The following is a 21,756-nucleotide window of genomic DNA, read 5'->3' on the forward strand; positions in this document are numbered from 1 at the left end:
AAGGCGAATTGAGGAATATATCATTTTTTATAACCAAGGACGACCGCAAAGGAAATTAAACAAGCTGACGCCGGTTGAGTACCGACGTCAGCTTGCAGCCTAGGGCTTATTTCCACTGTCCGCTAAATGGGGCCTTGACCAGGTTCGGGAGGGGCGCTTTGTTTATCGATATAGAATTTATAAGTTTCGTTGACTTCGGAACTATACCAAGAAAAATTTCCGCTTAACCGCGGCAGCTCATCCTTGTAATGTACTTCGGTAGAAGTTTTTCTTACTTCTCGGGGGCCATCGTTCGAGCGTACCAGGCCGCCGCCGCCTCGAGCTCCGGCCGCGTCAGCTGGTGCCCGTACGACTCCCAATGGACCGTCACGTCGGCGCCCGCGCCTTCGAGCAGCGACTGCAGCTCTTCGGTTTCGGCCGTCGGGACGAGCGGGTCGTTCGACCCAGCGCCGATAAAGACCGGCAGGCCGGTCAGCTCCGGCAGCGGCACGCCGCGTCTCGGCACCATCGGATGAAGCAGGATCGCCCCGCGCATCGCTTTCTCGTGGTGGAACAGGAGGCTTGCCGCGATGTTCGCGCCGTTCGAGTAGCCGACGGCGACGAGCCGCTCCCGAGCGAAGCCGTATTGCGACGACGCGTCGTGCACGAAGTTATGGAGCTCCTGCGTGCGGAAGACGAGGTCCTCCTCGTCGAACACGCCTTCGGCGATGCGGCGGAAGAAGCGTGGCATGCCGTTCTCGAGCACGTTGCCGCGAACGCTGAGGACGGACGCTTGCGGATCGAGCAGCCCGGCGAGCGGCAGCAGGCTCTCCTCGTTGCCTCCCGTACCGTGAAGCAGGAGCAGCACGGGCCGTTCTTCGGCGCCTTGGCGAAACAGATGCTTCATGGCTAAGTCCAGCCCCTTTCGTACTGCTTCGGGATCGGCAGCTCGGCCTTCAGCGCCTTCGCGGCGTGCTGCGGCCAGTACGGGTTGCGCAGCAGCTCCCTGCCGAGGAAGACGAGGTCGGCGCGCCCCGCGCGGATAAGATGCTCCGCGAACGCGGGCTCTTCGATCAAGCCGACCGCGCCGACGGCGATGTCGGCTTCTCTGCGGATCGTCTCCGCGTACGGTACCTGATATCCGGGGTACGCTTCGACCCGCGCGGGCACGACGCCGCCGGAGCTGCAGTCGATCAGGTCGGCGCCGAGCGCCTTCGCTTCGCGCGCGAAGTAGACGAAATCTTCCGTCGCGTTCCCGCCCTCCGCGTATTCGTTCAAGCTCAGCCGGACGAAGAGCGGCCCGTCCCACGCGGCGCGGACCGCGAGAATCGTCTCGCCGAGCATCCGGAACCGGTTTTCCCGGGAGCCGCCGTAACCGTCCGTCCGCCGGTTGGCGAGCGGGGACAGAAACTCGTTCAGCAAGTAGCCGTGCGCGGCGTGGATCTCGACGACGTCGAAGCCGGCCGCCTTCGCGCGGACGACGCCGTCCCGGAACGCCGCGACCGCTTCCGCGATATCCCGCTCGGACATCTCCTCCGGCGTCCGGTACGTGCCGTCGAACGGCACGGCCGACGGTCCGACGATGCGTCCGTCCGCCCGGGATTTGCGTCCGGCGTGCGCCAGCTGGATGCCGATGCGGGCGCCCGCCGCCCGGCAGGCGTCGGCGACGTCGCGCAGGCCGCTTATGTGCTCGTCCGACCACACGCCCAAATCTTCGTTCGAAATGCGGCCTTCCGGTACGACCGCGGTCGCTTCAAGCACGATGAGTCCGACGCCCCCGGCCGCCCGGCTCGCATAATGCGTAATATGCCAAGGCGTGACTTTGCCGTCGCGCTTTTCGCAGCTGTACATGCACATCGGGGACATAACGATCCGGTTTCGAAACCGGACGCCGCGGACCTCGTAAGGCGTAAATAACATGGATGACATGGGCTCCCTCCTTTAGAACAATTTTCACATAAAAAAAGGAAATATCCAACCAAACGCGAATATATATTTCTTGGTTAGAAAGACCTATCACCGTAAGGAGCTTCTCATGGATCATACGTTCAACGGAATTGATTTCCTATCGGCTCTTGCGTTGGCTCTTCTTTTCCTATACGTGCTGTTCACGAACGAAATTCGGCAGCTGCATAAAGTATATATCGCCTTTCATCTCGCCATGATGATGTGGCCCTTCGGTATGTTTTCCTTATCCATGACTACCCATCCGGAGTACCAGTGGTATTACGTCAATTTGGCGTTCGTCGGCATATCGTTTCTCGGATACGGTTGGCTCATGTTTTCTCTGATGCTGACCCGAGGGCTGTACCGAATCAAGAGGGCCGGTTATCTGATTCTCGGCATGCCGGCGCTCGTCGCCGCGGTGCTCGTCACGTTGAATCCGCTGCACCACTTATTCGCCACGACCGCGACGAACTGGCTGGAAGACCGTTCGTACGGACCTGTCTTTCTATATTTGCTTGCGATCAGTATTTTGTACTTAGCGCTCGGCGGGAGCGTCATGATCCGCGCGCTGTTTCGGACGAAGGATTTCGCCTTCCGCCGGCAGCTCGTCCTCTTTTTGCTCGGGCAAACGATCATGCTGCTGCTCGCGCTTGCCGATACGGCGCTGACGTCGACCCCTTGGTTTCCGGAATATCAGGATATGGAAGGGCTGACGTCGCTCGGCATCGTGTTCTCGGACATTTGCTTCGTCATCGCGATTCGCAAGAACAACGCTTTCCGGATCATTTCCATCGCGCTGCGGGAAGTCGTGGACAGCATGGACACCGGCATCGTCATCCTCGACGACCGCCATCATGTGCTGGACCGGAACGCGGTGGCGACGCGCTTCCTGCCGATGCAGATCGGGCAGCCCTTCCCGATCGAAATGCTCATGGAAGGGGCGCTCGAGCCCGGCTTCGGACGCAGCTTCTTGAGCTCTTATTTTCACGAGACGGGCAAGTTTCTGCAGACGGAAGTGCTCGTGCGGGAGCCCGGCGGCCCGTCGGCGCACGTATCCGTGCGCATTACGCCGATTTACAGCGATAACGGCGTGTACGTGGGGCGCATCGTGACGATGCAGGACGTGACGGAATGGCGCCGGCTCGTTCTCGAATTGAACGACCGCAACGAGGACTTGATGGCCCGCAACAGCGAGCTTACGATGATGCAGGAGGAGCTGTCGCTCGCCAACCGGAAGCTGGAGCTGCTGGCGACGACCGACCCGCTGACGGGCTGTTACAACCGCCGGTATTTGTTTCAGATGCTCGAATACCAGATCGCGGTCGAACAGCGCTACCACGTGCCGTTCTCGTTGCTGCTGTTCGACGTGGATCATTTCAAGCAAATTAACGATACGTACGGGCATCATATCGGGGACGAGGTGCTCCGGCATACGGCCGCAGTTATTCGCTCGAGGCTGCGCGAGAGCGATATTTTCGCCCGGTACGGCGGGGAAGAGTTTACGATTTATTTGCCGCACACCGAGAAGAAGGATGCGCTCCGTCTGGCGGAGCAGCTGCGGCATATAGTAGAATCGCAGATAGTGGAAACCGATCGGGGTCCCATTCAAATCACGATCAGCATGGGTCTCATCAGCATCGACGGGGACAGCTATGCCGGCGTGAACCCGAAGCAATTCCTCGTGGAAGTGATTCGAAAAGCGGACGCGGCTTTATATTTGGCCAAAGAGCAGGGGCGCAACCGCGTCGTCGTGGCGTAAGGCGGACGGAATCGCCGCCCGCGGCGCGCGTCGGAGCGGCCGTAAGCGCGGCAACGGGAGGACGAAAAGTTTGGTTACAGTTACGGTAGGCATGGATATCGGGACGACAAACAGCAAGGTCGGCGTATTCGCGGAGGACGGGCGGCAGCTCGCGGTCGTCAGCCGGCCGACGGAGACGCTGTTCGACGAGCGGACAGGCATCAACTATTACGATCCGGAACGGATGTGGCGGTCGCTGTACGAGGCGCTGACCGAAGCTTTGGCGGCGGTAGACGGCGCTTCCGTCGCTTCGATCGGCATCGCGTCCATGGCGGAGAGCGGGCTCGTCGTCGAACGATCGACGGGCGTGCCTCGATCTCCGTTCCTGCCTTGGTTCGATACGTGCTCGGAGCCGCAGGCGGCGCTCATCAAGCGGGAGTCCGATCCGTTCGAGCGGTTCCGCCGCTCGGGGCTGCACGGCAGCTTCAAGCTTGGGCTCGCGAAGCTGCTGTGGATCAAGGAGCACGCCCCCGAGGCGTTCGAAGGCGGTGACCCCGCGTGGCTGTCGGCGTCGAGCTGGATCGCCTACCGGCTGAGCGGGCGGATGGCGTTCGACGATTCGCTCGCGGCGCGCACGTACGCGTACCGGATCGATCGGCGCGAGTGGGACGTCGAGTTCGTGCGCCATTTCGGCTTGCCGGGGACGCTGTTCCCCGAGGCGGTCGCGGGCGGGCAGCCGATCGGCGTCGTGCTGCCGGAGCTGCGCGCGAACGGGCTCACCGAGCGGACGCAGGTGGCGATCGCCGGACACGACCACGTCGCGGCGGCTCTTGCGGTCGGCGCGGTGCGGCCGGGAACGGTGTACGATTCGATGGGCACGGCGGAGACGCTCGTCGGTACGCTGGACGAGCGGGAGCTGACGCGCGATGATTTCGAAGCGGGCCTGTCATTCGGCGTGCATATCGCGAAAGGCCGATATTTTTGGATGGGCGGCCAATCGTCGTCGGGCGGCTCGGTCGAATGGCTGCGGTCGCTGCTCGGCGATCCGCAGTTGTCGTATGAGCGCATCTTGGCGCTGTGCGCCGAAGCGCCGGAAGGGCCGACGGGCGCGCTGTACTTCCCGTATTTGGCGGGCAGCGGCGCGCCGAAGCCGGATTCGCGCGCCCGCGCGGCGTTCGTCGGGCTCGCGAAGTCGCACGGCAAGCCGGAGCTGCTGAAGGCGGCGCTCGAAGGCACCGCGTATCAGCTGGAGATGATGAAGCGGAGCGCGGAGCGGCTGACGGGCGATCGGATCGACCGGCTGGTCGTCGTGGGCGGCGGCACGCGCAACCCGCTGTGGCTGTCCGTGAAGGCGGACATCACGGGCTGTTCGCTGTCGCTGCCGGGCATCCCGGAAGCGACGCTGCTCGGCGCGGCGCTTGCGTCCGGCATCGGCGCGGGGCTGTACGGCGGCGCGGAGGAAGCCGTCGACGCCGCCCGCCGCGGCCTCGCCGCGGACGGCGTCGCGGCGCGCGACATCGCGCCGGATCCGGCGCGGGCGGCGCGGTACCGCGCGCTGTACGAGCGCGGCTACGAGCCGCTCCAAGCGCCGCTGCGCGCGTTCTTCGCGGAAGCCGCGCAAATTTGATCTTGAGAGCCGACCCTGCGGGGTCGGCTTTTTTGCTGCGCGCCGCCGGGAAGAGGCGGACGGTCGGCGGACGGGGGAAGATGGGTAGGAGGTAGGCATAATAAGCCACCGGTGTTCCCATAAGAAGGGAACAACTTACCCATAAACGGGGCCGGGGCGTGGCGGTTGGTCGGCGGACGGGCGAAGATGGGTAGGAGGTAGGCATAATAAGCAACCGGTGTTCCCATAAGAAGGGTAGGACCTTCCCATAAGGGGGCCGGGGCGTGGCGGTTAATCGGCGGACGGGCGAAGAAGGGTAGGAGGTAGGCAAAATAAGCCACCGGTGTTCCCATAAGAAGGGTAGAACCTACCCATAAGGGGGCCGGGGCGTGGCGGTTGATCGGCGGACGGGCGAAGATGGGTAGGAGGTAGGCATAATAAGCAACCGGTGTTCCCATAAGAAGGGAACAACCTACCCATAAACGGGGCCGGGGCGTGGCGGTTGGTCGGCGGACGGGCGAAGATGGGTAGGAGGTAGGCGTAATAAGCCACCGGTGTTACCAAAAGAAGGGTAGAACCTACCCATAAGGGGGCCGGGGTGCTGCCGTATCGGAGGCCGGAACGCTGCGGAACGTGGCTGAGTTGGCCGGAGCGCGGGCTGGAGCGTGGGCAAACTGGCCTGGAGGGGATCGGAGCTGGGCTTGGCTGCTGCTGGAACGTGGCCGGAGCGGGGCCGGACGCGGACGGACGGGGGCCGGAGCGCACCTCGGAGCGAGGGCTAGAGCGGGGGCTGGAGCGTGGCCAAACTGGCCTGGAGGGGATCGGAGCTAAGTGCCGGTGCGCTGCAAGAGGCAAACGGCGAAGATAGCGCTAGCCCGGCGGCTGCGGAGAACAGGCGACTGCTCGCCCCAATACCGCGAAAAACCGGCCCCGCAAGGGCCGGCTCCGCGAACGATTACTTCAAAATCGAACCGCCGTACAAGAATCGATACTCCCAGTGCCGTCCCCGGAAGTCGTCGATGCGGACGCCGCCCGACTCCTTCGAGTACGTATGCAGCACTTTGCCGTTGCCGAGATAAATGCCGTCGTGCGTGACCCGCTGTTTCATTTTGTCGATGCCTTTGTAATTCGACGCCTTGGATCCGCGGTAGCTCATGAAGAACATAATGTCCCCGGGCTTAAGATCCTGCCAGCGCCGCACGATGCGGCCGTTGGACTTCGCGTACGCAGCTTGCGAGCGGGAGTCCCCCGGCAGTTTGATCTTCACGCCTTCCAAATACGCCTGCCGAACGAAGTCCGAGCAGTCGAACGTGCGGGTCGACGTACGGCTCGAGCCGAACTCGTACGGCCTGCCCATATACTTCTTGCCCGCGTTGATGACGGCTTCCCGGCGCCCGTCGTTGACCGCGAACAGCGACACGTCGCCGTCCGTCTGCTGCTGAGCCATGCCGCCTCGCTGCGCCTGCGCGCCGCCGCCGTCCACCTGCTGCATGCGCGCGCCGCCGCCTCGATTCGCCTGATCCAGCTGCGCAGTGTTTTGCCCGTCCCGCGCCTGGTTCGCGCCCGTCTGCGGCTGCTGGCCGCACGCGGCCAAAGCGGCGCACAGTATGGCGATCGCGATCGAAAACCGCGCTCTCGCTTTGATCATGGTTCGCCCTCCTCGAAAAATAAGGACCTTCAAGCTTGAAGTCCTGTTGTATTTTTCGCTTGCGGGAGAACGCTTATGTGCGCGTGCGGCGGCAGGGCGGATGGGAAATTGCCCCGGCGCGACGGCAGGGGCGAACCGTTATTCCGCGCCGCCGGAGCCGCCGAGCGGGTACCGCTGCAGCGCCTCGTACGCGGGTTTCTGCCCGAACCGCGTCCGGTACAGGATCAGCTCGTCGGCGCGCCACGGCGAAGGCGCCGGCGCGGCCGCCGCCAGGCGCCCCGCGTGCGCGGCGAAAGCGTCCCCGCGGTAGCGGCGCGCCGCCGTGATATGCGCCCGGAACGGGCGCGTATCCCGCGCCACGCCGCACTGCGCGGCGGCGGCGTCGACACGCGCGTGCAGCGCGCGCAGCGCATCGACGGCGCCGGTCACGCCGCACCAGAGAATGTCGGGCGCGCCGCCGCGCCGCCCGAACGTATCGAAGCCCCCGAGCGCGAGACCGAAGGGGGCGGCGTCCGCGACGGCTTCGCGCACCGGGCCGGCGAGCCGTTCCGCAAGCGACGGATCGACGTCGCCGATGAACTTGACCGTGACGTGGTAATCGGCCGGATGGGTCCACGAAGCGAACGGAACTTCACTCCGAAGGGCGGCGCACGCGTCGGACAGCGCCTCCCGGGCTTCCGCGCCGAGCGAAATCGCGTAAAACAACCGTATGGCAGATGTCATAGAAGACTCTCCTAGTTTTCGTAATTCTATAAAATGTAACACAACCGTAATACTAGATTGACCTGGAGTTAACAATCCGCGGGTATAGTAAGGATGACCCCCTTTTTGAATAGATATGCCTCTTGAAGCCCGCGGCAGAGTGTCGCGGGCATTTTCCTCTTTTAGAAAATTCTTCTAGATTTTCTATGGTTTAGATGGTAAAATTTCCTATTGAACAAGAACGGTGGTCAATACCGGTCGGAAATGGAAGTGAAGGATTTGCCTGTGGCGGAGGCGCGATTCGGTCGCTTGGTGACGATTTACGGGGAGCGCGTATACCGGAAGGCGTACGGCATGGTGAAAGACCCCTACTTGGCGCAGGATGTCATGCAGGAAACGTTCCTGAAGGCGTTCCGTCATCTGGACACGGTGCAGGACGAACGGCGCGCGGGCGCCTGGTTGTCCAAAATCGCGGCGAACGCGGCCATCGATCTTATGCGCAAGCGCAAATGCTGGAACGGCGTTCCGACGGAAGCGAACACGCTCGCATGGTTGTGCGGCGCGGCGTCGGGACGCGTGGAAGAAGAAGTGCTGTGCAAGCTGGGCGCGGAGATGCTTCATGCCCAAATCGAACGCCTGCACCCGGCGTACCGGGACGTCGTTCGGATGAAAGTGACGCACGGTCTCAAGGACGCGGAGATCGCCGAGAAGCTCGGCGTATCCGTCGGCACCGTCAAATCGCGCTTCCACCGCGCGAAGCGGATCATTCGGGGCTGGATCGACGACTCGCCTGCCAAAGCCGGAACATCTCCAGAGCATTACGCAAATGAGCGGCTTCTTCTTCCGTGAGCGGTTCGACCCGCCCGTCCCCGAACGCGGCGTAAGCAGCGACGGACCGTTCCCGAACGGCATCCGGCAGCGGCGAGCGGACGTCCCGGGATTCGCCGCCTTTCGGCGCATTCGTGCGTCCGAGCAAATAATCGACCGAAACGTCGAACAAATCCGCGAAACGCATTAAGGCATCGACGTCGGGGCGACGAATTTCGTTCTCGTACCCGGATATGGTCGATTCCGCCAAGTCGAGCTTTTGCCCCAACTGTTTCATCGTCCATCCGAACCGTTTGCGCTGTTCTCGAATTCTGGCGCCGTACATGCAGATCACCCCGAAACCCATTATACTTTGCACAATGCAAAATGTGAATTTTCCTTGCAAGACTTTGCGAAACGCATTGAAACAGACTGGGATATCGAGTAAAATATGGATAAACAATGCAAAACGCGAAGAAAGGCGGGGCGTCGGTGGAAAGCGTGCTGAAACACACCAGAGAGCGAGCGGGAATGTCGTTAGAGCATGCGGCCAGGAGGCTGCGCATTTCCCCTGGGTACTTGCTGCAAATCGAGAATGGGGCGCGGGGCGTAGGGATTCCAAGAGCCGCGCAAATCGCGGAGTTGTATGCGCTTGATAGGGATGAGTTGTTCGTGCCGATCCGGTTCGCGGCGCGATTTTGCAAAGGAGGGAGAACATGAACGCAACCCCGTTATGGTTTTGGATCCTCGGGGGCATTGTCCTCGCCATTTCCATCGTGCTGGAAGTACAAACCCGCAAACGGATCAAAAAGGAGAGAGAATAACGGAAAGACGTCCCGCGCTACCGACGACGCATCGCGCGGGACTTTTTTATGCGAGGAATCGCCTCCGGAGGCTGTTTCCGAATCCACCGCAGGAACGGAGCGAGCCGCTCGTCGGCCCGGAGCGCCTCGATCGTAGGCAGCCGGGCGGCCAGCTCGGCGTTGGTGAACGTGGCGTGAATCATTTTGTGACACGGAATGCACAGCAGGGCGGTCGGCAGGAACGTCCCGCCTTTTTCTTTGGGCGTCAGATGATGCACGGTCGTCCGCAATCCGGCGCGGCCGCACAGCTCGCAAGCATCGTCGCGCCGTCGTTCGGTCACGCCGCAAGCCCCCTTTCGGTCGGAATTGGTATGAAACGGGACGCCGCATGGAGAAGCTAGGGGAAACGGCGGAAAGGCGGTGTTTCCCGATGCAGGCGATTTGGTACGCGCTGGGCGCGCTGCTGAGCCACGCGGCGCATCTGTGGTTGGCGTAAGCCGAGATATGCTATAATAGCAGCAGAGTCCGAGGAGGTGGATCGCCGATGAAACTAGGACTGTTGTTCGGCCTGCTTTGGGTGCTCCTGGGCAATCCGTTCGTTGCCCTTCTCGTGCTGTTGCTGCTATTATACTTCCTCGACAGGAGTTTCCTAGGATTTTTCCCAAGCGTGACGCATCCGATTCGCCGGCAGCGCCGGCTCTCTCGCGCGCTTCAAGATATCCGCGAACGGCCGTTCGACGTCTCCGCCAAGCAGGAGGCCGCGCGGCTGTACATGGAGAAGAAGCGTTGGGCCGAAGCGCGTCGGTTGTTAGAGGATATTATGCCCGTAATGGAGCATTCGGCCGAGGTCCGCTGCGATCTCGGCATTTGCCGCATCAAGACGGGCGACGCGGAGCAGGGCGAACGGGACTTGCGGGAAGCGCTCCGCATGAACCCCCGCGTACGGTACGGGGAACCGTATTTGCGCCTTGCCGAGGCGATCGCGCCGGTCGATACGGAGCGAGCCGTCGAAGCGTTGAAGCAGTTCGGCGACGCCCATTCGTCGTCGTCCGAGCTATATTACCGTTTGGGTCGGCTGTACGCGTCTTTGGGTCGCAATCGGGAGGCGAAGGAGGCGTATCGAGAAGCCGTAGAGGTGTATCGGGCGCTGCCGAAATACAAAAAGAAGACGGAACGCCGCTGGGCGCTGTTGGCCGCCGTTCGGAGCGCCGTCGGGTAACGTAACGGAGGGTTGGTTGTGGGTCGCGACGTATCGGAAGCCTTTTATATTCTGCTCGTCATCATCCTTACGTTTTTCATCACGGCTGCGGCACTGAAGCGGAAATCGCGCAAAAAGCGGGATTCCTAGCGCGGCGTCGGGACGTCGTCGATCAAAACGGAAGGCGGAGGAACGCATGTATTACGTGAATCAAGAACAAATCGACGCGCGGCTTCGGTTTATGCCGACCGTCGCGGAAGCTTTGCGGCAGCTGGCCGCATGGAACGAAGAGCCGTCGCTGCTCGTCAGCCTCGCGGAGGAGCGCGCGCTGCAGCTTGCGATCGAGGCGGTGACCGACGTCGGCAGCCTGCTGATCGACGGCTTCATGATGCGGGACGCAAGCAGCTATGAGGATATCATCGACGTGCTTCATATCGAAGGCGTGCTGCCCGAAGACGAGGCGGCGGGCCTTCGCGCGTTGATCGCGCTGCGCAGGCCGCTTATGCAAGAATATATGGATTGGAAGCGCGGGGCGCTGCGCGACGATTTGGCGCGGACGGCGGACTTGCTCGACCGGTTTCCGCCGCTCGTCGAATCGTTCATTCGCAAAGAGCTGCAGCCTTTCGCATAAGGGGGAAATTTAAGGATGGCAACGGGTTCGTCCAACGAAATTATAAAATTAACGTCGCTTTCGACCAAAGGGGGCTGCGGCTGCAAAATCGGCCCCGGCGAGCTGTCGGGCATACTCGCGAGCCTGCCGAAGACGGATCGGGACCCGAATCTGCTCGTCGGCACGGAGACGAACGACGACGCCGGCGTGTACAAGCTGTCGGACGAGCTGGCGCTCGTGCAGACGGTCGATTTCTTCACGCCGATCGTCGACGATCCGTACGCCTTCGGCCAAGTAGCGGCAGCGAACGCGCTCAGCGACGTGTACGCGATGGGCGGCAAGCCCGTCACCGTGTTGAACCTCGTCGCGTTCCCGATTGGAAAGCTCGACTCTTCCGTGCTGGCGGACATCCTCCGCGGCGCGGGCGACAAAGTGCGCGAAGCGGGAGCGACGCTCGTCGGCGGCCATTCGATCGACGACAACGAGCCGAAGTTCGGCCTCGCCGTCACCGGTACGATCCATCCGGATCGCGTGCTGACGAACGCGGGAGCGAAGCCCGGCGACCGGCTCATCTTGACGAAGCCGATCGGCGTAGGCATTCTTACGACCGCGATCAAGCGGGACAAGCTGGCGCCCGAGGAGATCGAGCGGGTAACCGCCGTCATGGCGACGCTGAACCGCCGCGCGGCCGAAACGATGGCCGGCTATCCGGTACATGCATGCACCGACGTGACGGGCTTCGGGCTGCTCGGCCATGCGCTCGAGATGGCGAAAGGGAGCGGAACGGGCATCGTCATCGACCAGCGGCAAGTGCCTGTGCTGCCGCGGGCGAAGGAGCTTGCGGCGGACGGGGTCATTCCGGGCGGGACGAAGAACAACTACCGCCATGTGGAGTCGTCGATCGATTTCGCGCCGTCGCTCGACGAGCTCGACCGCTACGTGCTGTGCGACGCGGTCACTTCCGGGGGCTTGCTCATCTCGGTCGACGGCGACAGCGCCGAAGCGCTGCTCGACGCGCTGCGGAACGCGGGCGTGGAGGCGGCGATGATCGGCGCCGTGACGGACGCCCATCCCGGACGCATCGTCGTGCGCCAAGGGGAGGAAGCGTAACGCCTTGGTCGAAGACATCTCGGTAGAACAATTTGTGGAACTGCTTGCCAAAGGCGACATCACCCCGATCGACGTTCGGTCGCCGGGGGAATTCGCCGAAGGCACCGTGCCGGGCAGCGTCAACGTGCCGTTGTTCGACAACGACGAGCGGGCGCAAATCGGCATCATTTATAAGCAGCAGAGCGTGGATGCGGCGAAGGAGCGGGGACTCGAAATCGTCGCCGCCAAGCTGCCTGCGTTCATCCGCGAGCTTCAGCAGGTGCCCGGCCGCAAGGCGTTCTTCTGCTGGCGCGGCGGGATGCGGAGCAAGACGTCCGCGACGCTGCTGTCGATCCTCGCCGGCCGGGTGTACCGCGTGCAGGGCGGCATTCGGGCGTACCGGCGCTGGGTCGTGGAGACGCTCGAACAGTACCGGCTCGAGCAGCCGCTGGTCGTGCTGAACGGGTACACCGGCACGGGCAAAACGAATATCCTGCGTTCCCTCCATCGCAAAGGCTACCCGGTGCTCGACCTCGAGGGGATCGCGGGCCACCGCGGCTCGATTTTCGGCGGGATCGGCCTAGAGCCTCGCAACCAGCGAACGTTCGAGTCGCTGCTCGTGCACGAGCTCATTCGGCTGCGCCATGCGCCCTATCTCCTGATGGAAGCCGAGAGCAAGCGGGTCGGCAAAGCCGTGCTGCCGGACTTCCTCGTCGAGGCGAAGGAGCGGGCGCAGCAGCTGTTTCTCGAGCTGCCGTCGGAGGCGCGCGTCGAGCAAATCGTCGCCGATTACGATCCGGAGCGGCATAAGATGCAATGCGTCGAAGCGTTCGAGCGCATCGAGCGGAAAATCCACACGCCGGCGGCGCGCGACATTCGCGACGCGCTGGAGCGGGACGATTTCCGGACGGCGGTGGCGCTGCTGCTCGAGTATTACTACGATCCGCGGTACGAGCATACGATTTCGGAATACGGCGCGGAGCGCATCGTCATCCGGGCGGCGAACGTGCAGGACGCGGAACGAAAAGTCGAAGCGTATATTAAAAAAGCCTTCCCTCAAGCGAATTGAAGTGCCCCCCGTCAAGTAGACAGTTTAAAAACAAAAACGATCTGGCACCGACCATATACTTATGGTTGGTGCTCTTTTTTACGCTGTTAAACCGTGGAGGTATTTCCTGTATTCCAACGATGTCATACAATTGAGCCTCTTCTGGTAACGGTGATTATTGTAATAATCGATGTATTCGGTAATTGCTCCTTCAAGCTCTTCATACGAATTGAATTTCTTGAGGTGGTACATTTCAGATTTCATCATTCCCCAGAATGATTCCATTGGGCCGTTATCTATGCACCTCGAAACTCTCGACATACTTTGCGTCATTCTTGCGGCGTCCAGTTTTTTCTTGAAGGCTTTGCTCGTATATTGAAAACCCCGGTCACTATGAAAGATGGGGGTAGCATCTGGATAGGTCTGATGTGCAAAATCAAAGGTCTTAAACACGAGGTCGTTGTTGTTGGAATGACCTATTACAAAAGAAACAATGCTCTTATCGGACAAATCAAGGATTGCGCTTATATAAGCTCTGCTTTGCACGGCATACTTCATCTCTGTCACGTCAGTGAGCCATTTGGCGCCGAACTCATTCGATTCAAAATTTCGATTCAAGACATTCTCAGCCGTGATTTCAGGCGTGGAATGGACGTAACTTTTTCGTTTTCTGCGGCATACCGACTTCAACTGTAAGATACCCATGAGCCTATAAATCCGCTTATGATTTACATCCAAATCATGTTCACGGTTTAACTTAATTGTCATCTGGCGATATCCGAGGATCCCATTCTTTTCTTCGTAGGCATCTTTAATCAGGGGAAGCAACGCTTTGTTGAATTTTTCATTACGGCTTTCTTCCCGGATTACCCATTTATAATATGATGAACGCTGGATTCCAGCAAGATCACACAGTTGTTTTACGGGGTATGACTCTGTCTCACGCAGCTCACGTATGGCGAGATACACGGCTTCATTTCGAACTCGGCTTAGGATCGCCTCCTTTGGATCTCGTCGAGCTTTTTTAGCAGGTCAATCTCCATTTGCTTTCTTCGATTCTCGGCTTGGAGCAGCTTATTCTGGGCTCTCAGTTTTTCCACTTCGGACATCTCGTCTTCAGATTTTCTTTTCCCACGTTTATCCTGAAGTGCCTCAACGCCAGACGTAAGGTATTTGTTAGTCCAAGAATAGACTTGTTGATAGGATACTTGGAATTTCTCAGCAGTCTGGGCGTAATTATGCTGATGCTCGATGCAATATCTGACGATTTCGATTCTCTCATCGTAAGTCGTTGTTCGTCCTTTAGTCATGACTGCCGTCCCTCTCGTTCCGGAAGTTTTCAACTTATCATGACCATTATACTTTAGAATCCAGTTGCGTAATTGGCTGGTCGATTTAATGCCGTATCTTTTACAAATCTCCATATGGGACCCGACGCCGGCCAGATAGTCCTTAACAGCGGATATCTTTAAATCAGCAGAATAAGATGTGGTTCTCGATGTATTTAGCAATCCTTTTGGACCGAGTGATTGATACGTTTGCAGCCATTGTTTAACGGATGTATACGACACATGGAGGGTGGCGGCGAGATGATGAAGTGAATCCTCTCCACGAAGATATTTTTCAACCACATCAATTCGCTCGGGCCCTGATACTTTTGATTTATGGGACATTGAAAAAAGCTCCTCCGTGTAGCAAACAGTTTTAGTATTTCAACTGTCTACTACAAGGGGAGCATATCAAATTGAGGCAAGGCTTTTTTCTTCGTTCCGGCGGCTCAATCTCGCGCGGCGGGATCGAACCGCTCCATATCGATGCCTTCCCACACGTTCGCGACGCGCACGCGCTCGGGCTCCGGAAAGACGAGAAACGCGGTCGGCAAGTACCGCTCCCCTTCCGACGTGGCGGGCCGGTTGACGATGTCGAAGCCGTTCCCCGCGTCCCGCTCGACGAGAACCGTCGAGGAGCCGCCGTCCAAATTGGCCGCGACAACGGCACCGCGCTCTAGGAACAGCTGCTGCACATCGTACAGCGTGGCGCCGACGCTGTGCGTCTGCCGGCCGTCGATGACGGCGAACAGGACGGTGCCGTCCTCCAGCTGAGCGACCGCGGTGCGGGGCGCGATCCCCCAGCCGTCCTCGTCGCTTTCGACGAGCCCTCGGCCGTTCACGATGAGGCGCGGGTGGAACGACACCGCTTCCCGGACGCGCAGCTGCGTCAGCTGCCGCTCCGTGTACCGGCCGGCGACGAGCGCGCCGTCCGCGGTAAAGCCGACGACGTCGACGGGCTCCGTCGGCTTCGCGTCCGAATACAGAACGCGGCCGCCGGAGACGACGATGCCCGTCGGCTTGAAGCCGTTGCCGCTCCAATTCGGGTCGACGAAGCCGCCCCCGTTGACGCCGGCGACCGCGCCGAGCCGAAGCATCATCCGGCTCACCTGCTCGCCGCGGCCGGGCTGTTCCGGCACGCCGACGCGAATCGAGCGCGGATTGGGCACGACGAGCAGCTTGCCGCTCCAGCCCGGGCCGGAGATGTTTTCGATCGAGTACAGCGGCGCGTCCGCGCCCGCGCGGTCGCGCCGAAGCTCGTCCGGCGCGAGCGGCGTCATCGGCTCCGACGCCATCGCGGCGAATCGGCGGTCGTATTCCGCGACCCGTTCCCGCAGCGCCGCTTCGCCGATAATATATTTCGCCCATTCCCGGTGCTTCGTCGTAATGACGGTGTCCGCCGCGAGATAACGGAGCTTCTCGCCGGCCGGCGTGCCCCAAAACCAGCAGGCCGCAAGGGAGATGAACAGCGCGAGCAGGGCGGCCGCCTTCGCCGCGAGAGGGAGAAGCCGCCTGAGGGGGAGGGACGCCAATGCGGCGAAAAAGCTGCGCAGCACGCACAAGCACCTGCCGTTCACGTGATTAGTAGATAATGAATCCAAGAATCCAGACGCGCGAAGGCAAAGGAAAGTTGCGCGGCGGAACTGCAGGAGGCTGAACGTCCGCGAGTCAAGGAGCGCCCGCCGTCGCGAATGGGTTTTGGGTCCGTGTCGGCGAAAAAAAACAGCCCGGCGAGGGCTGCTTCGTTCATGAATCGATGGATGATGGCGTCATGGCCGACTTCGAAAGCATCGCTTGGAACAGCTCCGCGGGGAGCGGTTCGCTGTAAATATAACCCTGCACTTCGTTGCAGCCCCGTTCCTTCAAAAACGCTAGCTGCTCCAACGTCTCCACGCCTTCGGCGAGCGAGCGCATTTTCATCTGCTGGCTCATGGCGATCAGCGCGGTCACGATGGCGGCGTTGTCCTCGTCGGTCGTCACGTCGCGGATAAAGCTGCGGTCGATTTTAAGCGTATGGACGCGGAACCGTTTCAGATAGCTGAGCGACGAATACCCGGTGCCGAAATCGTCGATCGAGATGTGCACGCCGATCCGTTTCAGCTCTTCGATCGTCTCCAGCACGAAGTTCACGTTCTTCATGGCGACGCTCTCGGTGATTTCGAGGGCGAGCCATTGCGGCTCGAGTCCCGTCTCGGCTAACGTCTCCTGGATCGTAGCAACGAAGTCGGGGTGTTGAAATTGCTGCATCGAAATGTTCACGGACACGCACAAGTGATGCCCCATCTCGTGCCAGCGCTTGTTTTGAAGGCAAGCGGTCCGAAGCACCCAGGTGCCGATCGGCACGATGACGCCGGTCTCTTCCGCGAGCGGAATAAATTCGCCCGGGGAGACGAGGCCGAGCTCGGGATGCTGCCATCGGACGAGCGCCTCCATGCCGAACACCTTCCCGTCCTCGAGATTGACGAGCGGCTGGTAATAGACGCGAATTTCGTCCCTGCCGAGCGCCCTGCGCAAATGCGTCTCCAGATGGAGCCGCTCGAGGGAGCGGAAGTTCATGTCCGGGTGATAAAACTCGTACGAGTCGCCGCCTTTTTCCTTCGCGCGATACATCGCCGTGTCGGCGTGCTTGATCAACGTTTCGGCGTCGCTGCCGTCTTCGGGGTAAAAGCTGACGCCGATGCTGGCCGTCACGAACAGCTCCTGTCCTTCGTACGTGTACGGCTCGCTGACGACCTCCGCTACTTTGCGCGAGTAGTCGGAGGCTTCGGCGCGATCGTTCAAATGAGGAATAAGCCAGATAAATTCGTCTCCGGAAAAACGGGCGAGCGTCTCGCCGGGCTGAACGATGCTCCGAAGCCGGCGGGCCAGCGTCTTCAGCATGCCGTCGCCGACATGGTGACCGAGCGTATCGTTGATGATTTTGAACCGGTCGAGGTCGAAAAAGAGGATGGCGGGCTTGCGCTGATGCATTTCCGCCTGTTCGAAGCAAGCGGTGAGCCGATCCTGGAACAGCATCCGGTTCGGCAAATCGGTCAACGCGTCGTGGTATGCCAAATGGTTGATTTTTTCTTCCGCCCTCCGCCGCTCCTCCGCCAGCTGCATCGCGGTATACGAGCGGACGAACAGCGGGTTGTCGTTTTCGGACGTAAGCTCCTGAATCAAATCGGACAGCGGTTCCTCGTGTTCGGCGGTACGATCCGCCCGTCTTCGGGCTTCGAGCATTTTCAAGATATTCAGGACGTGCTGCTTATGGATGCGCGCCGCCGTAGCGGTCTTGGCGCCGGCGTTCCGTTCGGATTCGGGATAGCCGAGTACGATTCTGCCGCGATCCGAGTCGTAGGAGGCGATCTGGTTGACGTTAACGATGTTGTGGGTGTCCAGCATGCGGAACCCGTCTTCGTACAGCCACTCTTCGATCGCATCGAACGACAAATTTAAGTAAAATTGGTCGGTCTTCGTATGGACAAGGTAAAGCTTGTCCTTAATCATGTCGATTTTGACGACATCGGAGGAGTCGATCGTAAAGACGTCTCCACGCTTCATGTCGCGGGTCACGGGCAGTTTTTGAACCACGGTATCATCTCCGAGCGGGTAGCAAACCTACGTATCATGAATCCATTGTACCAATTTTCGCGAAGTATGCGTAATAGTAATGTTGTCCTGTTTTCTCCAACATTCGACAAGTTTCCCTTCCAATTTTCGTCTATTTGTCATTTGTGACCGTTCCCACCGTTTATACATATGCTGTTAAGCAACGTAATTTCCGAATATTCAGCAGAGGGAAGCGGGTACGACAGTGACAAATCACCAACCCATCGCGATACTGGATTCCGGGGTCGGGGGGCTGACGGTCGCCAAGGAAGTGATGCGGCAGCTGCCGCAGGAACGAGTGCTGTATTTCGGCGACACGGCGCGAGCGCCGTACGGGCCGCGTTCCAGGCAGGAGGTCGCGCTGTTCACGCGGCAGATCGTCGACTACTTGGTTCTATTCGATCCGAAAATGATCGTCATCGCCTGCAATACGGCGACCGCCGCCGCCATCGAGGACATTCGCGCGAGGGTGGCGGTACCGGTGCTCGGCGTCATTACGCCCGGCGCGCGGGCGGCCATCAAGCGCACGAGAACCGGGCGGATCGGCGTCATCGGCACGGAGGGCACGATTCGCAGCGGCGCCTACGAGCGGGCGCTTCGCCGCATCGCTCCGGACGTGCGCGTCGTCGGTCTCGCCTGCCCCGCGTTCGTACCGCTCGTCGAGAAGGGGCTGTTTCGAACCGAGGAGGCGAGGGAGGCCGTGTGCGAATCGCTCCGCGAGCTGAAGGTCGAGCCGATCGACACGCTCATTCTCGGGTGCACCCATTACCCGTTCCTTGCGGAGCATATTCAGCACTGCATGGGCGAGCATGTCGCGATCATTTCGTCGGCCGATCAGACGGCGCGCGACGTCAGCACGCTGCTGTACCACAGCGGGCAGCTGGCGTCGTCGAACGAGCTACCGGTGCATCGGTTTTTCTGCAGCGGGGATCCCGCCACGTTCCAACGCATCGCGCGGGAGTGGCTGAATAAGCATATTCAAGTGACCCCCGTGATGTGGCAGGTCCCTAAATTTATATAATTTCGGCAAGGAGGTTTTGCGTATGAAGGCGCAACGTCGCGACGTCGTGGAGTTTCACCGGCCGTTCGGTTATTTCGAGCTGCGGAGGGCAGCGGCCAGACTGCGGCGCGCATATCCGAATCTGGCGGTGTTCTCGATCGGCAGCAGCGTGCTGGGGAAGCCGTTGTATGCGTTCCGGCTCGGGACCGGGACGAAGCGGGTGTTCGTGAACGGCGCCTTCCACGCGAACGAATGGATTACGGCGCCGCTCGTCCTGCGCTTCGTGGAAGAGGCCGCGCGGGCGGCGCAGAGGGGCGAGTCGTTCCGCGGACGAGACGCGGCCGAGCTGTTCCGCCGCGTCACGCTGGACGCGGTGCCGATGGTCAACCCCGACGGCGTCGAGCTTGTCGTTCGAGGTCTCGGGGCCGATCATCCGCTGCGGCGCGAGCTGCTCGCTTGGAACGGAGGCTCGGACGATTTCTCAGGGTGGAAGGCGAACGCGCGCGGCGTCGATCTGAACGACCAGTTCCCGGCGCATTGGGACGTCGAGCGCGACCGGCGGGCGGTCGACGGTCCCGGGCCCCGGGATTATACGGGAGAGGCGCCGCTGACGGAGCCCGAGGCGCAGGCGATCGCCCGATTCACCGAAGCGGAGCGGTTCGACCTCGTCGTCGCCATGCATACGCAGGGCAGGGAAATTTACTGGAACTATCGCGACCGCGAGCCGTTGGAGGCGGAGAGAATCGCCCGCGCGCTGGGGCGCGCCAGCGGTTACGCGCCGGTGAAGCTGACCGGCAGCGACGCCGGGTACAAAGATTGGTTCATCGACCGGTTCGGACGGCCCGGATTTACGGTGGAAGCGGGCTTCGGCGCGAATCCGCTGCCGCTCGCGCAGCTGCCCGGAATGTACGAGGAAACGTCCGCTTTGCTCATGGAGGCGCTGTTGGCATCTCTTCGCCGCAACTGATACACTATAAGTATGTTTCGATTCGCGGCAAGCGAAGGAGAAGTGGATCCCAATGAAGAAATGGCTCAAGCTGTCGACATGGGTGAGGCTGGTATCCCGGACGTTCGCTTATCTGGTCGACCCCGGCGTTCCGCTCGGGGAGAAAGCGCTGCTGCTCGTTCCGGCAGCCCTGTATTGGGTGCTGCCGGACGCGATTCCGTACCTTCCGCTGGACGATATCGCGGTGACGCTCTTTCTGTCGAATTGGTTTCTGCATCGAATCGAGAACAAATATCCGCAGGTACGAAGGAGTCGACGGCCTTGAAGTGCAAAATTACGCGTAACGCGGCCAAAGTGCTGCAAAAGGAATTGGAGTCGGAAGAGAACAAAGAATTGAAGCTGCGCGTGTACGTGACGCATGCGCACGGCGACCACGCGCACTACGGGCTCGGATTGGACACGCCCGGCGAGGACGACGTCGTCGTGTCGACGGACAAAGGGATCGACGTCATCCTGAAGGACGGCGAGAAATTCCTCGACGGCGTTATCGTCGACTATCTGTACACGCCGGAAGAAGGCTTCGTCATTACGAACCCTGCGTTCGGCAGCCACGATCACTAAGCAGTTTGGCATAACGAATCGGCAGCAGCAACGCGTCCGCGTATGCTCTCTCCCCGGAGAGCGCGCGGACGATTTTTTTGCCCGGCTTCGCGTTGACCTCGATGATCCGAACGGCGCCGCGCTCGACGGCGAAGTCGACGCCGAGCTCCGCGAAGCGCCGTCCGTACGCCGCCTCCAGCGCCGCCGGCAGAGCGGCCGAGACGGTGCGGCATTCGGCTTCGAGCCGCTCCGCCTCGGCTTCCCCGTATAGGGCGGCTAGGAACGGCCGGACTTCGCGCACCGCGCCGCCGACGGACACGTTCGAGGCGATGCGCCCCGGCTCGCTTTCGCGCACCGCCATGGCGGTCAGCTGCCAGACGCCCCGTTCGTTCCGCTGCAGCAGCGCCCGAATGTCGTAGACGCCGCCGTTCGGGCTCCGAATGTCCATCCATCGCTGCACGATCGAGCGAGCCGGGCGCCAGCGCGCGCCGATCCGCTCGCGCAGCGCCGCCGCAGTCAGCCGCTCGACCGGCCCCCGCGTCTCCTGCCACCGATAGAGCGGTTCGCCGTCTTCCGCCCTCGCGATGCGGACGATGCCCGCTCCCCGGCTGCCGTGCTTCGGCTTGATCACGACGGCGCCATGCTCGCGCAGCAACGCGATCGCCTCGTCGGGCGAGCGCAGCAGCCGCGTCTCCGGCACGAGCGCCGCATACGGCGTCGCGAGCAGCTTGCGGTGCATGAGCCACTTATGGCCGAGCCCGTCGCCGGTGAACGGCAGCGCGGCGCTGCGCCGAACCGCCTTCGCGCGGCGGCTCGCTCCCGCAGCCCGGTAATCCCCGAAGTCGTGCGCGACGTCGGGCAGCGGCCAGCGCCCCTCCCGCCAAACGCCCCGCTCGTACCGGAAGCCGTCGATCCGCCCCGCGGCGAGATCGACGCCGCCCGGCTCGAACAGCACCGCCGCCGCGAAGCCGAGCCGCTCCGCTTCCGCCGCATACGGCGCGAAGCGGCCTAGGCTCCGCAGCTCGCGCTTGTTCGTCATCAATCCTATCGCCGGCATAACGGTCCCTTCCTCGCTTTTTCTTTATCGTATGCGCCCCCGGTCGATTCGGCGGCGGC

General features: G+C 61.2%; 24 protein-coding genes. 13 read left to right on the forward strand and 11 right to left on the reverse strand.

Annotated features, from left to right (window positions below):
- Positions 1-7 precede the first annotated feature (7 nt).
- Complete coding sequence (locus tag VE009_RS19830) at positions 8-103, forward strand: IS3 family transposase (RefSeq protein ID WP_325010872.1); 96 nt, start codon at positions 8-10, stop codon at positions 101-103.
- Between the two features lie 168 nt (positions 104-271).
- Here the strand turns inward: VE009_RS19830 and VE009_RS19835 are convergent, their stop codons facing one another.
- Together VE009_RS19835 and namA are read right to left on the reverse strand one after the other, a co-directional pair.
- Positions 272-886: an alpha/beta hydrolase gene (locus VE009_RS19835; RefSeq protein WP_325010633.1), complete on the reverse strand. Its 615-nt coding sequence runs from the start codon at positions 884-886 to the stop codon at positions 272-274.
- 2 nt (positions 887-888) lie between these two features.
- Positions 889-1,908: an NADPH dehydrogenase NamA gene (gene namA, locus VE009_RS19840; RefSeq protein ID WP_325010635.1), complete on the reverse strand. Its 1,020-nt coding sequence runs from the start codon at positions 1,906-1,908 to the stop codon at positions 889-891.
- 106 nt (positions 1,909-2,014) lie between these two features.
- Between namA and VE009_RS19845 the strand changes: the two genes are divergently transcribed.
- Both VE009_RS19845 and VE009_RS19850 read left to right on the forward strand, forming a co-directional pair.
- A complete protein-coding gene (locus VE009_RS19845; RefSeq protein ID WP_325010637.1) occupies positions 2,015-3,685 on the forward strand; it encodes a diguanylate cyclase in 1,671 nt (556 codons plus the stop codon).
- 70 nt (positions 3,686-3,755) lie between these two features.
- Positions 3,756-5,291: an FGGY-family carbohydrate kinase gene (locus VE009_RS19850; RefSeq protein WP_325010638.1), complete on the forward strand. Its 1,536-nt coding sequence runs from the start codon at positions 3,756-3,758 to the stop codon at positions 5,289-5,291.
- 934 nt (positions 5,292-6,225) lie between these two features.
- Here VE009_RS19850 and VE009_RS19855 read toward each other — a convergent pair.
- Positions 6,226-6,918 carry a C40 family peptidase gene (locus VE009_RS19855; RefSeq protein WP_325010639.1) on the reverse strand — a complete coding sequence of 231 codons (693 nt, stop codon included), beginning with the start codon at positions 6,916-6,918 and terminating at the stop codon, positions 6,226-6,228.
- Positions 6,919-7,056: 138 nt separating this feature from the next.
- Positions 7,057-7,641: an RNA 2',3'-cyclic phosphodiesterase gene (gene thpR / locus VE009_RS19860; protein WP_325010641.1), complete on the reverse strand. Its 585-nt coding sequence runs from the start codon at positions 7,639-7,641 to the stop codon at positions 7,057-7,059.
- Positions 7,642-7,851: 210 nt separating this feature from the next.
- On the opposite strand from thpR, the gene VE009_RS19865 reads away from it, so the two are divergent.
- Positions 7,852-8,469, forward strand: a complete 618-nt coding sequence (locus VE009_RS19865; RefSeq protein ID WP_325010643.1) for an RNA polymerase sigma factor — start codon at positions 7,852-7,854, stop codon at positions 8,467-8,469.
- Here VE009_RS19865 and VE009_RS19870 read toward each other — a convergent pair.
- On the reverse strand, positions 8,384-8,773 hold the full coding sequence (locus VE009_RS19870; RefSeq protein ID WP_325010644.1) for a helix-turn-helix transcriptional regulator: 390 nt from the start codon (positions 8,771-8,773) through the stop codon (positions 8,384-8,386). The genes VE009_RS19865 and VE009_RS19870 overlap by 86 nt on opposite strands.
- Before the next feature lie 116 nt (positions 8,774-8,889).
- Here VE009_RS19870 and VE009_RS19875 point away from each other — a divergent pair, with 116 nt between their 5' ends.
- Positions 8,890-9,147, forward strand: coding sequence for a helix-turn-helix transcriptional regulator (locus VE009_RS19875; RefSeq protein WP_325010646.1), 258 nt, complete (start codon positions 8,890-8,892; stop codon positions 9,145-9,147).
- Positions 9,148-9,268: 121 nt separating this feature from the next.
- Here VE009_RS19875 and VE009_RS19880 read toward each other — a convergent pair whose 3' ends face one another.
- Positions 9,269-9,571, reverse strand: coding sequence for an HNH endonuclease (locus VE009_RS19880; RefSeq protein WP_325010648.1), 303 nt, complete (start codon positions 9,569-9,571; stop codon positions 9,269-9,271).
- 203 nt (positions 9,572-9,774) lie between these two features.
- Here VE009_RS19880 and VE009_RS19885 point away from each other — a divergent pair, with 203 nt between their 5' ends.
- The 4 genes from VE009_RS19885 to mnmH all read left to right on the forward strand — a co-directional run bounded on the left by VE009_RS19885 (position 9,775) and on the right by mnmH (position 13,196).
- Positions 9,775-10,449: a tetratricopeptide repeat protein gene (locus tag VE009_RS19885; RefSeq protein WP_325010650.1), complete on the forward strand. Its 675-nt coding sequence runs from the start codon at positions 9,775-9,777 to the stop codon at positions 10,447-10,449.
- A gap of 175 nt (positions 10,450-10,624) precedes the next feature.
- Positions 10,625-11,059, forward strand: a complete 435-nt coding sequence (locus VE009_RS19890; protein WP_325010652.1) for a DUF86 domain-containing protein — start codon at positions 10,625-10,627, stop codon at positions 11,057-11,059.
- Positions 11,060-11,074: 15 nt separating this feature from the next.
- Positions 11,075-12,148: a selenide, water dikinase SelD gene (gene selD / locus VE009_RS19895; RefSeq protein WP_325010654.1), complete on the forward strand. Its 1,074-nt coding sequence runs from the start codon at positions 11,075-11,077 to the stop codon at positions 12,146-12,148.
- A 4-nt stretch (positions 12,149-12,152) separates the two neighbouring features.
- Positions 12,153-13,196 (forward strand): tRNA 2-selenouridine(34) synthase MnmH, encoded by a 1,044-nt coding sequence (mnmH, locus tag VE009_RS19900; protein WP_325010656.1) that lies wholly within the window; start codon positions 12,153-12,155, stop codon positions 13,194-13,196.
- 78 nt (positions 13,197-13,274) lie between these two features.
- Here the strand turns inward: mnmH and VE009_RS19905 are convergent, their stop codons facing one another.
- The 4 genes from VE009_RS19905 to VE009_RS19920 form a co-directional block, all read right to left on the reverse strand.
- Positions 13,275-14,171, reverse strand: coding sequence for an IS3 family transposase (locus VE009_RS19905; protein ID WP_325010874.1), 897 nt, complete (start codon positions 14,169-14,171; stop codon positions 13,275-13,277).
- Positions 14,165-14,848 (reverse strand): transposase, encoded by a 684-nt coding sequence (locus tag VE009_RS19910; RefSeq protein WP_325010658.1) that lies wholly within the window; start codon positions 14,846-14,848, stop codon positions 14,165-14,167. The genes VE009_RS19905 and VE009_RS19910 overlap by 7 nt, the downstream gene beginning before the upstream one ends.
- A gap of 104 nt (positions 14,849-14,952) precedes the next feature.
- Positions 14,953-16,059 carry a phosphodiester glycosidase family protein gene (locus VE009_RS19915; protein ID WP_325010660.1) on the reverse strand — a complete coding sequence of 369 codons (1,107 nt, stop codon included), beginning with the start codon at positions 16,057-16,059 and terminating at the stop codon, positions 14,953-14,955.
- Positions 16,060-16,249: 190 nt separating this feature from the next.
- Positions 16,250-18,076 carry a putative bifunctional diguanylate cyclase/phosphodiesterase gene (locus VE009_RS19920; RefSeq protein ID WP_325010662.1) on the reverse strand — a complete coding sequence of 609 codons (1,827 nt, stop codon included), beginning with the start codon at positions 18,074-18,076 and terminating at the stop codon, positions 16,250-16,252.
- Positions 18,077-18,299: 223 nt separating this feature from the next.
- Between VE009_RS19920 and racE the strand changes: the two genes are divergently transcribed.
- Genes racE through VE009_RS19940 form a run of 4 tightly spaced genes read left to right on the forward strand, consistent with a single transcriptional unit; the run spans position 18,300 to position 20,661 of the window.
- A complete protein-coding gene (racE, locus tag VE009_RS19925) occupies positions 18,300-19,115 on the forward strand; it encodes a glutamate racemase (protein WP_325010664.1) in 816 nt (271 codons plus the stop codon).
- A 22-nt stretch (positions 19,116-19,137) separates the two neighbouring features.
- Positions 19,138-20,061 (forward strand): M14 family metallocarboxypeptidase, encoded by a 924-nt coding sequence (locus VE009_RS19930; RefSeq protein ID WP_325010666.1) that lies wholly within the window; start codon positions 19,138-19,140, stop codon positions 20,059-20,061.
- Between the two features lie 52 nt (positions 20,062-20,113).
- Positions 20,114-20,365, forward strand: coding sequence for a hypothetical protein (locus VE009_RS19935; RefSeq protein WP_325010668.1), 252 nt, complete (start codon positions 20,114-20,116; stop codon positions 20,363-20,365).
- Complete coding sequence (locus tag VE009_RS19940) at positions 20,362-20,661, forward strand: iron-sulfur cluster assembly accessory protein (RefSeq protein WP_325010670.1); 300 nt, start codon at positions 20,362-20,364, stop codon at positions 20,659-20,661. The genes VE009_RS19935 and VE009_RS19940 overlap by 4 nt, the downstream gene beginning before the upstream one ends.
- Here the strand turns inward: VE009_RS19940 and VE009_RS19945 are convergent.
- Positions 20,627-21,697: a YheC/YheD family protein gene (locus VE009_RS19945; RefSeq protein WP_325010672.1), complete on the reverse strand. Its 1,071-nt coding sequence runs from the start codon at positions 21,695-21,697 to the stop codon at positions 20,627-20,629. The genes VE009_RS19940 and VE009_RS19945 overlap by 35 nt on opposite strands.
- Between the last annotated feature and the right edge of the window lie 59 nt (positions 21,698-21,756).

This window comes from Paenibacillus sp., assembly GCF_035645195.1.
In the GTDB taxonomy this organism is placed as follows: Bacteria; Bacillota; Bacilli; order Paenibacillales; family YIM-B00363; genus Paenibacillus_AE.

What these genes read in the sequence shown, in the direction of transcription:
- VE009_RS19835 (WP_325010633.1), bottom strand. Translation starts at nt 886, where the DNA reads ATGAAGCATCTGTTTCGCCAAGGCGCCGAAGAACGGCCCGTGCTGCTC.
- namA (WP_325010635.1), bottom strand. Translation starts at nt 1,908, where the DNA reads ATGTCATCCATGTTATTTACGCCTTACGAGGTCCGCGGCGTCCGGTTT.
- VE009_RS19845 (WP_325010637.1), top strand. Translation starts at nt 2,015, where the DNA reads ATGGATCATACGTTCAACGGAATTGATTTCCTATCGGCTCTTGCGTTG.
- VE009_RS19855 (WP_325010639.1), bottom strand. Translation starts at nt 6,918, where the DNA reads ATGATCAAAGCGAGAGCGCGGTTTTCGATCGCGATCGCCATACTGTGC.
- thpR (WP_325010641.1), bottom strand. Translation starts at nt 7,641, where the DNA reads ATGACATCTGCCATACGGTTGTTTTACGCGATTTCGCTCGGCGCGGAA.
- VE009_RS19870 (WP_325010644.1), bottom strand. Translation starts at nt 8,773, where the DNA reads ATGTACGGCGCCAGAATTCGAGAACAGCGCAAACGGTTCGGATGGACG.
- VE009_RS19875 (WP_325010646.1), top strand. Translation starts at nt 8,890, where the DNA reads ATGCAAAACGCGAAGAAAGGCGGGGCGTCGGTGGAAAGCGTGCTGAAA.
- VE009_RS19885 (WP_325010650.1), top strand. Translation starts at nt 9,775, where the DNA reads ATGAAACTAGGACTGTTGTTCGGCCTGCTTTGGGTGCTCCTGGGCAAT.
- VE009_RS19890 (WP_325010652.1), top strand. Translation starts at nt 10,625, where the DNA reads ATGTATTACGTGAATCAAGAACAAATCGACGCGCGGCTTCGGTTTATG.
- selD (WP_325010654.1), top strand. Translation starts at nt 11,075, where the DNA reads ATGGCAACGGGTTCGTCCAACGAAATTATAAAATTAACGTCGCTTTCG.
- VE009_RS19910 (WP_325010658.1), bottom strand. Translation starts at nt 14,848, where the DNA reads ATGTCCCATAAATCAAAAGTATCAGGGCCCGAGCGAATTGATGTGGTT.
- VE009_RS19930 (WP_325010666.1), top strand. Translation starts at nt 19,138, where the DNA reads ATGAAGGCGCAACGTCGCGACGTCGTGGAGTTTCACCGGCCGTTCGGT.
- VE009_RS19935 (WP_325010668.1), top strand. Translation starts at nt 20,114, where the DNA reads ATGAAGAAATGGCTCAAGCTGTCGACATGGGTGAGGCTGGTATCCCGG.
- VE009_RS19945 (WP_325010672.1), bottom strand. Translation starts at nt 21,697, where the DNA reads ATGCCGGCGATAGGATTGATGACGAACAAGCGCGAGCTGCGGAGCCTA.